Source organism: Oscillibacter sp. CAG:155 (genome assembly GCA_000436875.1).
In the GTDB taxonomy this organism is placed as follows: domain Bacteria; phylum Bacillota; class Clostridia; order Oscillospirales; family Oscillospiraceae; genus Oscillibacter.
In genome coordinates this window covers 1,598-15,656 of the sequence record FR890856.1, presented here as the reverse complement: position 1 = coordinate 15,656, position 14,059 = coordinate 1,598, and the positions used below count along the sequence as shown (strand labels likewise).

The following is a 14,059-nucleotide window of genomic DNA, read 5'->3' as shown; positions in this document are numbered from 1 at the left end:
AAATGCGCGGAAATTCCGGTAAAACCACCGGAATTTCCGCGCTTGCCGGTCATCCGCCGAATTTCCGCCGCCGTTTCCGCTCCATGCGGGGGTCCCGGCGCTGGAAGGGCTTGTCGATGAGGATGATATCGTCCCCGATCCTCTGGATACACTCCCAGGGAATATAAAACTCCTCCCGGCTGCCGAAAAGCCCGAAAAAGCGGCAGGGGCCGTACACCACGATTGCCACCACCTGCCCCTCGGGGACGCGGACATCCACATCCGACACATATCCCAGGCGGCAGCCGTCGCAGATGTTGATGACCTCCTTGCACCGAAAATCCCGGATTCTGCACTGCATGGCGCTCACCTCTTTCAAAAGAGGCTATGCATCCGGCAGGCCGTCCTATGCTGGGCCTCTCCCCTGCCCGGACAGGAAAAAGTTCTTCTACCGTTCCCCCGCAAAAGACCGCCACGCCGCCCACAAAGCGACAAAAGCTTCCAGTATAGGAAAAAACGCCGCCGTCCATACTGACCAAAGAAGCTCTAGACATGTGTGGGGAGGCTGCTTGGATGCAGGGTAAAGTAGAGATCGCGGGCGTCAACACCGCCCGGCTGCCGGTGCTGAAAAACGAGGAAACCATGGCGCTGCTGCGCCAAGCCAAGGCCGGGGATCAGAATGCCCGCCAGCGGCTGATCGAGGGAAACCTACGGCTGGTGCTGTCCGTGATCCAGCGGTTTTCCAGCCGGGGTGAAAATGCCGACGACCTCTTTCAGGTGGGCTGTGTGGGCCTTATCAAAGCCATCGATAACTTCGACATCAACCAGCCGGTACGTTTTTCCACCTACGGTGTCCCCATGATCATCGGTGAGATCCGCCGCTACCTCCGGGACAACAGCGCCATCCGGGTATCCCGCTCCATGCGGGACACCGCCTATCGGGTGCTTCAGGTCCGGGACCGCCTGCTGGCGGAGAACCAGCGGGAGCCGTCGGTGGAGCAGATCGCAAAGGAGCTGGATCTGCCCCGGGAGGAGGTGGTGTTCGCCATGGATGCCATCGTGGACCCGGTATCTTTGTACGAACCGGTGTATTCCGACAGTGGGGACGCCATCTGCGTCATGGACCAGGTCCGGGACACGAAAAATACCGACGAGGACTGGACGGACCGCATTGCCCTCAAGGAGGCACTCAAACGGCTGGACCCCCGGGAGCGGCGCATCCTCTCCCTCCGATTTTACGAGGGCAAGACCCAGATGGAGGTCTCTGCCGAGGTGGGAATCTCCCAGGCCCAGGTTTCCCGTTTGGAAAAGGGCGCCATCAACACCATTAAAAAAAATATCTGAGAACTTCCAAAAGCGGCCTGAAGAGGCCGCTTTTTCGGTCACGCCTCTCCCCTCAGCTTTTCTTTGACGTGGGCCCCCTTCTGCGGTACAATGGGAAAAACATCGCGAAGGAGCAGTCTTGTATGGATATCTACGAAAAGATCAAGGAAAGCCGGAACACCACCAATCCCTTCTGCAAGAGACTTGGGATCTGGGTGGAGGAGCTGCGGGAGGGCTATGCCCGGGTCACCAAGACCGTGGGGCCGGAGGATCTGAATCCGGTGGGCGTGCCGCACGGCGGCGTATACTTCTCCATGGCCGATACCGCCAGCGGGTCCGCCATGGCTTCTCACGGGTATCTTGCCGTGACGGTGAACGCAAACTATAATTTCCTGCGCAGTGCCCAGCTGGGAGACGTGCTCACCGCCGAAGCGCAGGAGAGCAAGCACGGCCGCACACTGTCCTTCTTTGATGTGCGCATTACCAATCAGGACGGTACCCTGCTGGGGACCGGTATTTTCACCTTCTACCGCCTGGATCGGAAGATCGAGATCTGAGCGCGGCAAATCATGCCGCAAAAGCAAACTGCGGAGAAGAAAAAAGCGGAGCGCACAGCACTCCGCTTTTTCTTATTTCTTAAAGCTGTCCTTCAGGCTGACGCTCCGGTTGAATACCAAGTGACCGGGCTTCGCGTCCTTGTTGTCCAGGCAGAAATAGCCCAGACGCATGAACTGGAAGTTTGCGGGCGCGGTGGCATTGGCCAGACCGGCCTCCACCTTGCAGCCTGTGAGGACCTGCAGGGAATCCGGATTCAGGCAGGCGATGAAATCCTTGTCCGCCGCATCGGGACTGGGATCGGAGAAGAGGTTGTCGTAGAGACGGACCTCGGCGTCCACGGCAGTGGCGGCATCCACCCAGTGCAGTGTGGCACCTTTGACCTTCCGGCCGTCGGCAGGATCGCCGCCCCGGCTCTCGGGGTCGTACTCCGCCAGGATCTCCGTCACATTGCCGTCATCGTCCTTCACGCAGCCGGTGCAGGTGATGAGATAGGCACCCTTGAGGCGGCACTCGGGACCGCCCGGGAAGAGACGCTTGTACTTGGGCACCGGCGTCTCCAGGAAATCGTCTGCCTCCACCCACAGGTGACGGGAAAACGTGACTTCCCGGGTACCGGCGGTGGGGTCCACAGGATTGTTCTCCACGGTGACCGTCTCGCTCTGGCCCTCGGGGTAGTTGGTGATGGTCAGCTTCACCGGGTGCAGCACCGCCATCACCCGCTGGGCGGTCTCATTGAGATCCTCCCGCAGGCAGTGCTCCAGGAAGGAGTATTCAATGACGGAGGGCGTCTTGGCAACGCCGATACGGTCGCAGAAATTGCGGATGGACTTGGGCGTATAGCCCCGGCGGCGCAGGCCGCACAGAGTCGGCATCCGGGGATCGTCCCAGCCGGAGACCCGCCCCTCCTCCACCAGGCGGCGGAGCTTGCGCTTGCTCATGACGGTGTGGTCGATATTCAGCCGGGCAAACTCGATCTGGCGGGGCTTGTGGTACGGAATGGAGATATTGCTGACCACCCAGTCGTACAGGGGACGGTGCTCCTCATATTCCAGAGAGCACAGAGAGTGGGTGATGCCCTCCAGGGCGTCCTGAATGGGATGGGCGAAGTCGTACATTGGGAAGATGCACCACTTGTCCCCCTGCCGGTGATGATGGATATAGCGGATGCGGTAGATGACCGGGTCCCGCAGGTTGAAGTTGCCGGAGGCCAGGTCAATCTTGGCCCGCAGGGTCTTGGACCCCTCCGGGAATTCGCCGTTGCGCATACGCTCAAAGAGGTCCAGGCTCTCCTCGATGGGCCGGTCCCGGTACGGGCTGACGGCGGGTACGCCCACGTCGCCCCGGTTGGCTTTGAACTCTTCAGGGCTGAGCTCGCAGACATAGGCAAGGCCCTTCTTGATCAGTTCCACGGCAAACTGGTAGTCCTGCTCAAAATAGTCGGACCCGTAGAAAAAGCGGTCACCCCAGTCAAAGCCCAGCCAGTGGATATCCTCCTGGATGGCGTCCACGTACTCCGTGTCCTCCTTGGCGGGATTGGTGTCGTCCATCCGCAGGTTGCACAGTCCGCCGAACTTTTCGGCGGTGCCGAAGTCGATGCACAGTGCCTTGCAGTGGCCGATATGCAGATAGCCGTTGGGCTCCGGCGGGAAACGGGTGTGGACGGTCATGCCCTCAAACTGTCCGCCGGGGGCGATATCCTCCTCGATAAAAGCGTGGATGAAGTTCCGGCTCTCCGGCAGCTCCTCCTGCACGGTTTTCTTCTCATCTGCCATGCGTGTCAGTCCTCCCAATACAGCATTCTCAAAAGCAGAATTTTATTATACAGAATCCGCCTGAAAATTGCAAGGGACAATCCGGACTCACGTCAGCAGCCAGTCCTCCACCACGTCCCGGGCCGTCACCGGGGTCACACACCCCCGGATCAGCCGCTCTGCCAGTGCCAGCACGGCGACCTGTGACGGCGTGATGCATGGGATCACAGCTTTCTCCCCGCCGGTTTCCACCTGGATGCCGTAGCATGTCCGCCCGGCAATCTCGTGTTCCAATAAATAATAGCGGATCAACTTTTGGCCGCAAGCGGCGTCCCCAACAAAAATTCTCCGCAAGCGAAACCCCTCCCCCATGGATTTCTTTCAGGAGTAAGGGTAGCACGGGTCTTGCGCGGAATTTGTCGAATTTTGGCGGGTAATGGATTGTTCTTCCAATTTATGCTGTTAAAATACATAAATTTTGTCGAATCATACAAATGTTTGTATGATTATGCGTTTTCCCCGGAAAAGAGCGTCTGGGCAGTCTGCATAAACGTTTCCCGGGTATAGAGCAGGTTCAGCGCCTCCAGCAAAGCGTTGGGCGTCAGGTGCTCCGGCAGATCCAGATGCCGCAGCAGGACCTGCCGCCGGGCGGCGCTGCCGGTGCCGCCGGTGAGTCCCAGGGCGAACAGGTCCGCCTTTGTGATGGGCTCCTTCCCAGCGGCAGGCTGATCCGCCTCATCCAGAAACGTGGCCCCCGCCCGGCGGAGAGATTCCAGCAGAACCTGGGGACGCATCCCCTCCACACCCAGCTTGCCCTCCTTGCCGGGGGCCCGCTTGCGACGCTCCTTGCCGTGGATGTCCGGGATATAGGCCTGCTTGACCCGATCCCGGGGCAGCGCGCCCTTGAGGTAATTGCGGATCACAAAGCCGGCGCCGTCGCTGTCGGTCAGCACGATGAGGCCCCGCTCCAGTGCCAGACGGCGGAGAAAGGCCAGCTTCTCCCGGTCGTTGAACACCGCAAAGCCTCCCAGGGTGACAACGGTAGCGTCTACCACCTGGGAGAGGGTATTTTTGTCGTAGCGGCCCTCCACCACGATGACTTCCTTGATCTTCTTCATCGCCGTCCCGCTCCCAGCCGCACCAGCAGCAGCTTCAGCTCGCCTGCCGGGTCGATGCCCTTTTCGCTCTTCATCCGCCGGTCCAGCACCTGGCACATAGTCACCGCGTCGCCGCACCAGGCGGCGTTGGTCTTTTTCGCCGCCTGGAGCAGCAGTTTTGCCGGGTAGTCGGACTTCATCTCCCAGAGCTCCATGAGCCAGTATTTGTCCTTTCCGCTGTCGATGGCCATGCGGGCGGTGTAAATCCGGCGGAGCTGGCTGCCCAGGGCTGCCAGGATGACAATGGGCTCCGTCTGCATCTTCAGAAGGTCTCCCAGAATCTGGGCCGCCCGGTCATAATTTCCCTGGACCACGGCGTCGGAAAGGCGGAACACCTCCGCCGAGAGGACCGGGTCTGCCACTGCGTCGATGTCCTTCTGTGTGATGATTTTGCCCTTGGCGTAGGTGCCGATCTTGGTGATCTCCGGCACGAGCCCCGTCATCAGTCCGCCGCAGGTGAAGATCAGGTACTCCGCCGTCTGGCGGTCGATATCCTTCCCCAGTGCCCGGAACCGCCGGGCAATCCAGGCGATGAGGTCGCTGTTCTCCGCCGCCCGGAACTCCACCGCCTGCACATGGTCTGCAATGGCCTTTGTCAGCTTCTTGAGGGTCCGGTTGGGTTTATATTCCACCGTGTCATACACGAATACCACGCAGCAGTAAGGTGGGATGTCGTCCAGGAAGGAAATCAGTTTTTCCCGCTGCTCCTCCCCCAGTTTGTAAAGGTCCCAGTCCGTCACTACGATCAGCGTCCGCTCCGACATCATGGGCATGGCCTCCGCCATCTCTCCCAGGGATTGGACCGTCAGATCCTTTCCCTCCAGCCGGTGATAGTTGAATTCCTCGAACCCGGCGGGGACCAGCTTTTTCCGCAGCTCCCCCAGGTAGTACTCCCGGAGATAGCTCTCCTCTCCGTAAAAGATGTAGGCGCAGCCCGGCGTTCCGGCGGAGAGGTCCGCCTTGAGCTTTTGAAATGCCTCATTGGTTTTTGCGTTTTTTTTGATATATGCCATGTGTCCGTTCCTCAATTCAAAGTCAGTTCGATGGTCCCCTGCAGATCTGTGCGGTAGATATCCGCTCCGACCTTCCGGAGCCGCCGCAGTGTCTCATCGGCAGGGTGCCCGTAGCTGTTGCCGCTGCCCACGCTGATGATGGCCGTCTCCGGCCGCAGTGCGTCCAGCAGATCCTCGCAGGTGGAGGACGCGGAGCCGTGGTGCCCCACCTCCAGAATATCGATGTCCGGAAGTTCCCAGGTCTCCAGCAGCCGCCGTTCTCCGGCGGCGTCCATATCGCCGGTAATCAGAAGATCGTGTTCTTCCCGGCTGCACAGCAACGCAAGGCCGCTGTCGTTGTCCGTTTCTCCGCCGGCTACGGGATAGAGCCGCAGCGTGCTTTCTCCCATAGAGATGGTGTGTACATCCGTCACCATCTTCACGGCCGTTCCGTGGGCCGCAGCCGCAAGGAGCACGCTCTCCCGCACTCCTGTGTCGTCCGCGGTGTCCGGCACCAGCAGGGTTTCCACCGGCAGCAGCGTCATCAGCTCCTCCACGCCGTTGACATGGTCGGTATCGTAATGGGTCAGAACCAACGTGTCCAGCCGGTCGCACCCCATACTCCTGAGTCGGTTGGCCGCGATGTCTCCGGCGCTGTACCAGCTGTTGGAGCTGCCGCAGTCCACCAGTGCGAAGGCTCCGCCGTCGCACAGAAGTGTGCTGGCCCCCTGCCCCACATCCAGCGCCAGGATATGGAGGCGGCCATCCTCATAGCGCCCCACCCACAGACGGATGGACGCCCCCAGTGTCACCGCTGCCAAAACCGCCGCCAGGACAGATCTGCGCCGCTTTCCGCCCCTTCCCAGATACGCAGCGGCAAACAGGATATAGGCAAACGCCAGCCACAGCCACAGATACCGGTTATCCATGGACAGTGCGTGATGCGGCAGCGATGCCAGCATATGGGCGGCCCGGAGCAGGTACGCGATGAGCAGCCGGGGCACCAACCCGATGAGCGTGCCCAGCGGCAGCCAGATCACACTCACACCCAGAGACAAAAGGCCCGTCAGGAAGATCCCGCTGGCTGCCCAAAGGCAGAGCAGATTACTCAGCGGGGATACCAGCACCAATGTTCCAAAGTAGTATGCCGCCAGAGGCCACGTGAAAATCAACGCACCAATAGACGCCGAAAAGCTGGATACTGTAAAGCAAAACACCTTCCCATGTTTTTTCTTCTCAGACAGCATCCGGTACAGCCGGCTGCTCACCCACAAAAGCCCTGCCATGGCCCCGAAGGAGAGCTGCAAGCTGATAGATGCCGCGGCAAAGGGATTGACCAGTAAAATACAAAAGAGTGCCGATGTCAGCGCGGTAGGGCCATCGCTCTCCCGCCCGAACAAGGGCGCCGTCAGATAGAAAATCACCATCACACAGGCCCGTACCACAGAGGGGCTGCCGCCGGTGAGCAGGGCATAAAATGCCAGCACGGGAATCCCCCACCCGGCCACTAGCCGGCGGCGGTGCTTTCCCGTAACATCCTGAATCATTCGGAGCAGAAACATGCAGTGCATGCCGGAGACCGCCAGAATATGGCTGAGTCCGGCTTCCGAGAGGTCTGAATCCGCCTGCACGGAGAGCCCGCTACGATCCCCGGTTAAAATGGCAGTGAGAAAAGCGGCAGTGTCCCCGGTAAAGAGCTGGGCGATCCGAAGCTGCATGGCCCGTCCCAGCTCCGCTGGCCACCAGCGGGGAGAACCAACGCTGCCTGCGCCGGTCTCCGGTGTTCCCCGCGACACGGCCATTAGAAAAATTCCCTTGGAGGTAAAGGTGGTGACGTCGTCATCCCGGATATTCCCGGCGCTGCGCAGCAGCACCGTATCTGCGACGGTCTGGCCCGGGCGCAGTTCCAGCAGCGTTTCGTCCCCATAGTAAACGGCCTTTCCCCAGGGCAAGCCGTCAATCCGGACGGTGGCCTTGGCACCGTAATCCGTGGCGGAGGGATAGGCGCACACTGTCATGGTCACCTGCCGCTGCTGTCCTGCCAGCGCCTCCATAGGGGATTGAACCTCCCGTACATACAGCCAGTTCCACCCCAGCGCCAGTGCCAGACCCACGCCGGCCAGAAGCACCCGCCTGCGCCAGCGTTCCGGCAGCAGCAATGCTCCGCAGGCCGCAGCAAAGCACGCCCCCGCTCCCGGCAGCAGCCAGGAGACGGGCAGCAGATACTGGGCGAGAAAAATACCCAGGGAAAAGGACCCCGCAAAACAGGCCAGCTTTCTCATTTGCTTTTTGGCGGCGGTGTGGGATCATCGGTCCGGCCAAGCAGATAGTCGGTGCTGACGTGATAGTAATCGGCCAGCTTTACCAAAATATCAATCGGGAAATTCCGAAGTCCCTTTTCATACCGGCGGTATACATTGGGCTGGATTCCCAAATATTCCGCCACCGCCTTTTGCGTATCATCGTGATCCTCCCGCAGATCGTACACCCTCCGCAGATACAACCAAATCACCTCTCGAAAAGGTTACCATTTGGTTGCGTTTATATGCAGAAAGTAAACCGTTTGGTTCACTTTATTCTTATTTTACCAGAATCCATGCCAAAAACAAGGGTGCAAAGGACGACCTTTTCCGCTTCTTACAGATTTGAAAAGCTCCAGTTGTATATTTGTATAAAATCATGTCTAAAATTTGACAAAAAACCAGTAAAATTGCTATACTTAAGTTAATCGTTTCACCCGCGGACACAGTTGAGAAACGCGGGCGGCACAGAAAATCCCGTTTGGAAAGGAAGTGTTCTCCATGATTGAAGTGACCACTCTGGATCTGCTGGTGATCGCGGCGTATCTTCTGTTCATGCTGGGCGTGGGCGTCTGGTTCGTCAAGCGGATCAACAATACCGATGATTACTATGTGGCGGGCCGCACCCTGGGGCCCGTGGTGCTGGCTGCTACGGTATGTGCCACTATCATCGGCGGCAGCGCCATGATGGGCCGGGCCGGCATCGCCTATACGACAGGCTTTGCCGCCGTAGCTACTGCCCTTCCCTACCTTCTGGGCATGTTTATCTTCTCCGGCTTTGCCGGCCGCATCCAGCGGGTAGGCGAACGGTATGGAATCGAATCCATTCCGGCGCTGTTTGAATACCGCTTCGGCAAGGGTGCCAAGTGCATCCTGGCCGCCATGGTGGCCTTTGCCATGGTGGGCACCGTTGCCGCTCAGGTCACCGCCACCGCCACCATCATCAAGCTTTTGGGTGGGCAGATCGGCATCAGCTACGAGATGGGCGCGCTGATCGCCACCGCCATTTTTATCATCTACACGGCTGCCTCCGGCCTGTTCGGCGTGGTGTATACAGATGTGGTGCAGTTTTTCATGCTCATCATTTTTGTCTATCTCATGATTCCCACCGCCAGTCTGGAGTTCCTGGGAGGTTTCGGCAATTTTTGGGCCAATCTGGACAAGAGCTACATCACCCCTCACATCGACGGAGAGATTCTGGGCGATATCGTCACCTATCTGGTCTTTACCATGGCCGGTGCAGAGATGTGGCAGCGGGCTTTTGCCGCCAAGACACCAAAGGCCGCCCGGAAGGGAATGTTCTGGGGGACGTCTGTATACGCAGTGACCATTGCCCTCCTCTTTTTGATGGGTCTGGCCGCACAGCAGATTCTGCCCAACGTGGTGGAGGAGTTCGGCACCGCCGACGCGGTGATTCCGGCGCTGGCCATCAAGATCCTGCCGCCGGGCCTCACCGGGCTTGCCCTCTCCGGTATTTTGTCCGTGATGATGAGCACTGCGGACAGCTACCTGCTGGTGTCCGTCCAGACAGTAGTCAGCGACCTGGGAAAGACCTTCCACCCCCAGATGAGCGAGAAGCATGAGATCCTCTTCTCCCGCATCGCCTCTGTGGTCCTGGCCCTTGGGGCACTGGTCATCGCTCTGTATATCAAGAGCGCCTACGACGTGCTGATGTTCGCCTGGGCATTTTACGCGGCGGCGGCGGGCCTGCCTGCTCTGGCGGCGCTGTACTGGAAGAAGGCCACCAAGGCCGGGATCATCGCCGGAATGTTGGGCGGCTTCTTCGTCACCGTGGGCTGGAAGCTGGCGGGCCAGCCCTTTGGTTTGGGCGCTACGGTCCCCGGCGCCGTTACCTGCGGTATTTTGCTGCTGGCGGTGAGCCTTGCCACCTGCCGAACCGCTCCCACTGTCATGGTGGAGCTGGACCCGTAAGCAATCTTTTTGATGAAAACACCCCCGGTGCGGATCAACGCATCGGGGGTGTTTTTTCATTTTTGGAGCGTCTCAGCCCGGAGGCCAGGTCATGTCCCGGCCGGAGAGCACGTGGAAGTGCAGGTGATGCACACTCTGCCCCGCCTGCTCACCAATGTTGGAGACCACGCGGTAGCTCTCCATGCCCTGTTCCTTCGCCAGCTTGGCGATGACCTCAAAGATATGGGCCACCACGTTGCTGTTCTCTCCGTTGATCTCGGAGACGGACTGGATATGGGCCTTGGGGATCACCAGAAAATGGGTAGGCGCCTGGGGAGCAATGTCGTTGAAGGCAAAGCAGACATCATCCTCATACACCTTGCTGCTGGGGATCTCCCCTGCAATGATGTTGCAGAACAAGCAATCAGACATTTCAAAAACCTCCTTTACCACAGGTTTAGATAAACTGATTATGGACCGGATCGTAATGATAGTCAACCCCTGCCAGGGTTTGGCGCAGGGTATCCTCATCCGCGTCCAGGCTGGCGCACAGGTCCGCAAGATCTGTGTACTGATCCCGGAGCCTGGCGTTGACAACGCTTAAAAGAATATAAGGGTCCTTGGGAAGCATTTCTTCTCCTCCTTGCCGCAGTAGTCAGGCAGAGGCAGTTTAGTTCTTCACGCTCTGCTTGATTTCGGGGTGCTCCTGGGCAAGCCAAGCACAGAATTCCGCAGCTGTCCCCTTGGAAAAATCAGACTTGCGCAGAAAGAGAGATCCCAGGCCGTCCCGGAATTCCAGGCACAGCCAGGCTCCCTGGTCCTCCAGCTTGCGGCAGTCACTCCATTCAACTTCTGCGGTGGAACGGCCGTCGTCCAGCATCTCGATTTTGTCGCCGAAGCGCATCACCGATTCCCAGCCGTCCTTGCCGTATTCCTTGACCATTCCGTTGTATTCCCGCAGCAGGCGGACCCAGCCGGCGATAAAGCCCCGTACCAGACACACCAGCGCGGCGACGCCGCAGAGCAGTCCTGTCCCCCGGGAACCCTCCCGGATGGTCTGCACTGCAAACACCATGCCCAGGACGAACAGGCCTGCCCACACCACCATATAAACCGGAGAGAGGGATAGGGAGTGCCAGTAAAAGCTCCGCAAAAACTTCCGGTCATGGGTATGCCGGTGCTCGAACTGCGCTACGCTCTGCTTTGCCATGGCTCACCCCAGCTTGGCGGAGACGAAATCGTCCACGCTGGCCAGCGCGTCGTCCAGCTTCAGAAGGTCGCTGCCGCCGCCCATGGCGCTGTCGGGCTTGCCGCCGCCCTTGCCGCCGCAGACGGCGCAGACGGTCTTGACCAGCTCGCCGGCCTTGATGCCCCGGGCCACGGCCTCCTTGCCGCACACAGCCAGGAAGCTGATCTTCTCGCCGTTGACAGAGGCCAGCACAGCCACCACGTTGGGCTCCTTGTCCCGGAGGAAGTCGCCCATCTGCCGCAGGCCGTTGGCATCCATGCCGTTGCGGGTGGCGGTGAGGACCTTCAGGCCCTTGACATCCTTGGCGGACATCAGGAACTGCCGGGCCTCGCCCAGGGACGCCTCAGCCTTGAACTTCTCCACCGCGTGACGCAGCTCCTTCATCTCGGTGAGCTGCTGAGAGATCTTGGTCTCCAGCTCACCGGGATTGGTCTTGAGCATCTGGGCCACATGGAAGAGCATCTCCTGATTGCGGTTGACGGTCTCCAGGGTCAGCTTGCCCACGGTTGCCTCGATCCGCCGCACGCCGGAGGCAATGGAGGACTCGGACTTGATGCGGAAGGAGCCGACCTTGGCGGTGTTGTCCAGATGGGTACCGCCGCAGAACTCCATGGAGAAGTCTCCCATCTCCACCACGCGGACGGTTTCGCCGTACTTCTCACCGAACATGGCGATAGCACCCTTCTTTCTGGCTTCCTCAATAGGCAGCACCTCGGTGACAACGGGATAACCCTCCAGGATGGCGTCGTTGACCATGTGGTCGATCTCGCTGAGCTGGTCGGGGGTGATAGCCTCGAAGTGGGTGAAGTCAAAACGCAGCCGGTCGGGCTCTACCAGAGAGCCGGCCTGATGGACATGGTCGCCCAGCACCTTCTTCAGCGCCGCATCCAGCAGATGGGTGGCGCTGTGGGCACGCATGATGGCCTTGCGGCGCTCCACATCGATGGAGGCGGAAACGGTGTCGCCCACCTTAAGCTCGCCGCTTTCCAGCACACCGGTGTGGAGGAACTTGCCGCCCTTGTTCTTCTGCACATCCCGTACGGTGAAGGTGCAGCCGTCGGCAGTGATGACGCCGTGGTCGGCCACCTGGCCGCCCATCTCCGCGTAGAAGGGAGTCTTGTCCAGTACTACCGTGGCCTCAGCGCCGGAGACGATGGCGTCCCGCAGCTCGCCGTCCACCACAATAGCCAGTACCTTGGCATCCGCAATCTCGTTGGAGGTATAGCCCACAAACTCGGTGGCGGGCATGTCGGAGCCAAACTCGATGCCGGCCCAGCCCAGATCGCCCAGCGCCTCACGGGCCTTCCGGGCCCGGACGCGCTGCTCTTCCATGAGCTTGTCGAAGCCCTCACGGTCCACGCTCATGCCAGCCTCTTCCGCCATCTCCGCCGTCAGATCCACGGGGAAGCCGTAGGTATCATAGAGCTTGAAGGCGTCGGCACCGGAGAACACCGTCTCCCCTGCCGCCTTGTGGGCGGAGAGCATTTCGTCGTAGATCTTCATGCCGCCGTCGATGGTGCGGGCGAAGTTCTCCTCCTCGGTGCGGATGACCTTGGTGATATAGGCCTGCTTCTCCCGCAGATCGGGATAGGCACACTCGTTTTCATGGATCACGGTGTCCACCACCTCATGGAGGAAGGGACGCTCCACACCCAGGAGCTTTCCGTGACGGGCAGCCCGGCGCAGCAGACGGCGCAGTACGTAGCCCCGGCCCTCGTTGGAGGGCAGGATGCCGTCGCAGATCATCATGACGGAGGAGCGAATGTGGTCGGTGATGACCCGCAGGCTCACGTCCGTCTTGTGGCTCTCGCCGTAGTGAGCACCGGTGATCTCGCTGACCTTGTGGGTGATGTTCATGACGGTGTCCACGTCAAAGAGGGAGTTGACGTTCTGGCACACGCAGGCCAGACGCTCCAGACCCATGCCGGTATCGATGTTCTTGTTGAGCATCTCGGTGTAGTGGCCCTCGCCGTCGTTGACGAACTGGGAGAAGACGTTGTTCCACACCTCGATATACCGGTCGCAGTCGCAGCCTACTGTGCAGGTGGGCTTGCCGCAGCCGTGCTCCTCGCCGCGGTCATAGTACACCTCGGAGCAGGGACCGCAGGGACCGGCACCGTGCTCCCAGAAGTTGTCCTCCTTGCCGAAGCGGAAGATCCGCTCGGCGGGGATGCCGATGTCCTTGTTCCAGATCTCAAAGGCCTCATCGTCGTCCAGGTAGATGGAGGGGTACAGCCGGTCCTCCTCCAGGCCTACCACCTTGGTGAGGAACTCCCAGCAGAAGGGGATGGCCTCCTTCTTGAAATAGTCCCCAAAGGAGAAGTTTCCCAGCATCTCAAAGTAGGTGCCGTGGCGGTCGGTCTTGCCGATGTTCTCGATGTCGCCGGTGCGGATGCACTTCTGGCAGGTGGTGACGCGGTTCCGGGGGGGCTCCTCCTCCCGGGTGAACCAGGTCTTCATGGGAGCCATGCCGGAGTTGATGAGCAGCAGGCTCTTGTCATTGGCCGGGGGGATCAGGGAAAAGCTGGGCAGACGCAGATGACCCTTGCTTTCAAAGTAGCTCAGGAACATCTCCCGCAGCTCGTTGAGTCCATGATAGGGATGTGCCATAGTGTGTTTCCTCCTAAATTCATTTCCTTCCGGATGGTTTTACGGGTTTGGACAAACGGCTCCTGCACCGGGCGGATGTTCCCGGAAAAGAAAAACCGCCCCTGACCTGCGTCAGGGGCGGATAAACTCCACGGTACCACCCTGATCTGCCCTCCCGAGAGGGCATCTCCAGTCATCCGGTAACGGGGATGGGCCGTTCCGCTCTTCGCGGACTGCTCCAAAGTGGCTG

At 59.8% G+C, this 14,059-nt stretch carries 14 protein-coding genes; 3 read left to right on the top strand and 11 right to left on the bottom strand.

Annotated elements, in window-relative coordinates:
- Nucleotides 1-49: 49 nt before the first annotated feature.
- Entirely contained in the window at nt 50-340 is a 291-nt protein-coding gene (locus tag QZL67_RS02490) for a YlmC/YmxH family sporulation protein (protein ID WP_022289200.1), read from the bottom strand.
- Between the two features lie 212 nt (nt 341-552).
- Between QZL67_RS02490 and sigG the strand changes: the two genes are divergently transcribed.
- Both sigG and QZL67_RS02480 read left to right on the top strand, forming a co-directional pair.
- Nucleotides 553-1,323 carry an RNA polymerase sporulation sigma factor SigG gene (sigG, locus tag QZL67_RS02485; RefSeq protein WP_022289199.1) on the top strand — a complete coding sequence of 257 codons (771 nt, stop codon included), beginning with the start codon at nt 553-555 and terminating at the stop codon, nt 1,321-1,323.
- Between the two features lie 122 nt (nt 1,324-1,445).
- Nucleotides 1,446-1,859: a PaaI family thioesterase gene (locus tag QZL67_RS02480; RefSeq protein ID WP_022289198.1), complete on the top strand. Its 414-nt coding sequence runs from the start codon at nt 1,446-1,448 to the stop codon at nt 1,857-1,859.
- Nucleotides 1,860-1,931: 72 nt separating this feature from the next.
- Here QZL67_RS02480 and QZL67_RS02475 read toward each other — a convergent pair whose 3' ends face one another.
- The 6 genes from QZL67_RS02475 to QZL67_RS02450 form a co-directional block, all read right to left on the bottom strand.
- The gene (locus tag QZL67_RS02475) at nt 1,932-3,632 is read right to left on the bottom strand and encodes a glutamine--tRNA ligase/YqeY domain fusion protein (RefSeq protein WP_022289197.1); all 1,701 of its coding nucleotides are present in this window, start codon (nt 3,630-3,632) and stop codon (nt 1,932-1,934) included.
- Between the two features lie 87 nt (nt 3,633-3,719).
- Nucleotides 3,720-3,965, bottom strand: a complete 246-nt coding sequence (locus QZL67_RS02470) for a DUF6514 family protein (RefSeq protein ID WP_022289196.1) — start codon at nt 3,963-3,965, stop codon at nt 3,720-3,722.
- A gap of 152 nt (nt 3,966-4,117) precedes the next feature.
- Complete coding sequence (locus tag QZL67_RS02465) at nt 4,118-4,729, bottom strand: toprim domain-containing protein (RefSeq protein WP_022289195.1); 612 nt, start codon at nt 4,727-4,729, stop codon at nt 4,118-4,120.
- Nucleotides 4,726-5,781 carry a DNA polymerase III subunit delta gene (gene holA / locus QZL67_RS02460; RefSeq protein WP_022289194.1) on the bottom strand — a complete coding sequence of 352 codons (1,056 nt, stop codon included), beginning with the start codon at nt 5,779-5,781 and terminating at the stop codon, nt 4,726-4,728. The genes QZL67_RS02465 and holA overlap by 4 nt, the downstream gene beginning before the upstream one ends.
- Before the next feature lie 11 nt (nt 5,782-5,792).
- Nucleotides 5,793-8,042, bottom strand: a complete 2,250-nt coding sequence (locus QZL67_RS02455) for a DNA internalization-related competence protein ComEC/Rec2 (RefSeq protein WP_022289193.1) — start codon at nt 8,040-8,042, stop codon at nt 5,793-5,795.
- The gene (locus QZL67_RS02450) at nt 8,039-8,263 is read right to left on the bottom strand and encodes a helix-turn-helix domain-containing protein (protein ID WP_022289192.1); all 225 of its coding nucleotides are present in this window, start codon (nt 8,261-8,263) and stop codon (nt 8,039-8,041) included. Before QZL67_RS02450 ends, QZL67_RS02455 begins: the two co-directional genes overlap by 4 nt.
- Nucleotides 8,264-8,561: 298 nt before the next feature.
- Between QZL67_RS02450 and QZL67_RS02445 the strand changes: the two genes are divergently transcribed.
- A complete protein-coding gene (locus QZL67_RS02445; protein ID WP_022289191.1) occupies nt 8,562-9,992 on the top strand; it encodes a sodium:solute symporter in 1,431 nt (476 codons plus the stop codon).
- Between the two features lie 72 nt (nt 9,993-10,064).
- Here QZL67_RS02445 and QZL67_RS02440 read toward each other — a convergent pair whose 3' ends face one another.
- Genes QZL67_RS02440 through alaS form a run of 4 tightly spaced genes read right to left on the bottom strand, consistent with a single transcriptional unit; the run spans nt 10,065 to nt 13,830 of the window.
- A complete protein-coding gene (locus QZL67_RS02440; RefSeq protein WP_022289190.1) occupies nt 10,065-10,403 on the bottom strand; it encodes a histidine triad nucleotide-binding protein in 339 nt (112 codons plus the stop codon).
- Between the two features lie 25 nt (nt 10,404-10,428).
- Nucleotides 10,429-10,602 (bottom strand): DUF4250 domain-containing protein, encoded by a 174-nt coding sequence (locus QZL67_RS02435; protein ID WP_022289189.1) that lies wholly within the window; start codon nt 10,600-10,602, stop codon nt 10,429-10,431.
- Between the two features lie 39 nt (nt 10,603-10,641).
- Nucleotides 10,642-11,181, bottom strand: a complete 540-nt coding sequence (locus QZL67_RS02430) for a hypothetical protein (protein WP_022289188.1) — start codon at nt 11,179-11,181, stop codon at nt 10,642-10,644.
- Between the two features lie 3 nt (nt 11,182-11,184).
- Complete coding sequence (gene alaS / locus QZL67_RS02425) at nt 11,185-13,830, bottom strand: alanine--tRNA ligase (RefSeq protein ID WP_022289187.1); 2,646 nt, start codon at nt 13,828-13,830, stop codon at nt 11,185-11,187.
- Nucleotides 13,831-14,059 lie beyond the last annotated feature (229 nt).

Bases quoted from the DNA above. Each gene is read 5' to 3' on its own strand.
- QZL67_RS02435 (WP_022289189.1), bottom strand. From the start codon at position 10,602: ATGCTTCCCAAGGACCCTTATATTCTTTTAAGCGTTGTCAACGCCAGG.
- alaS (WP_022289187.1), bottom strand. From the start codon at position 13,830: ATGGCACATCCCTATCATGGACTCAACGAGCTGCGGGAGATGTTCCTG.
- QZL67_RS02465 (WP_022289195.1), bottom strand. From the start codon at position 4,729: ATGAAGAAGATCAAGGAAGTCATCGTGGTGGAGGGCCGCTACGACAAA.
- sigG (WP_022289199.1), top strand. From the start codon at position 553: ATGCAGGGTAAAGTAGAGATCGCGGGCGTCAACACCGCCCGGCTGCCG.
- QZL67_RS02475 (WP_022289197.1), bottom strand. From the start codon at position 3,632: ATGGCAGATGAGAAGAAAACCGTGCAGGAGGAGCTGCCGGAGAGCCGG.
- QZL67_RS02490 (WP_022289200.1), bottom strand. From the start codon at position 340: ATGCAGTGCAGAATCCGGGATTTTCGGTGCAAGGAGGTCATCAACATC.
- QZL67_RS02480 (WP_022289198.1), top strand. From the start codon at position 1,446: ATGGATATCTACGAAAAGATCAAGGAAAGCCGGAACACCACCAATCCC.
- holA (WP_022289194.1), bottom strand. From the start codon at position 5,781: ATGGCATATATCAAAAAAAACGCAAAAACCAATGAGGCATTTCAAAAG.
- QZL67_RS02455 (WP_022289193.1), bottom strand. From the start codon at position 8,042: ATGAGAAAGCTGGCCTGTTTTGCGGGGTCCTTTTCCCTGGGTATTTTT.
- QZL67_RS02440 (WP_022289190.1), bottom strand. From the start codon at position 10,403: ATGTCTGATTGCTTGTTCTGCAACATCATTGCAGGGGAGATCCCCAGC.
- QZL67_RS02430 (WP_022289188.1), bottom strand. From the start codon at position 11,181: ATGGCAAAGCAGAGCGTAGCGCAGTTCGAGCACCGGCATACCCATGAC.
- QZL67_RS02445 (WP_022289191.1), top strand. From the start codon at position 8,562: ATGATTGAAGTGACCACTCTGGATCTGCTGGTGATCGCGGCGTATCTT.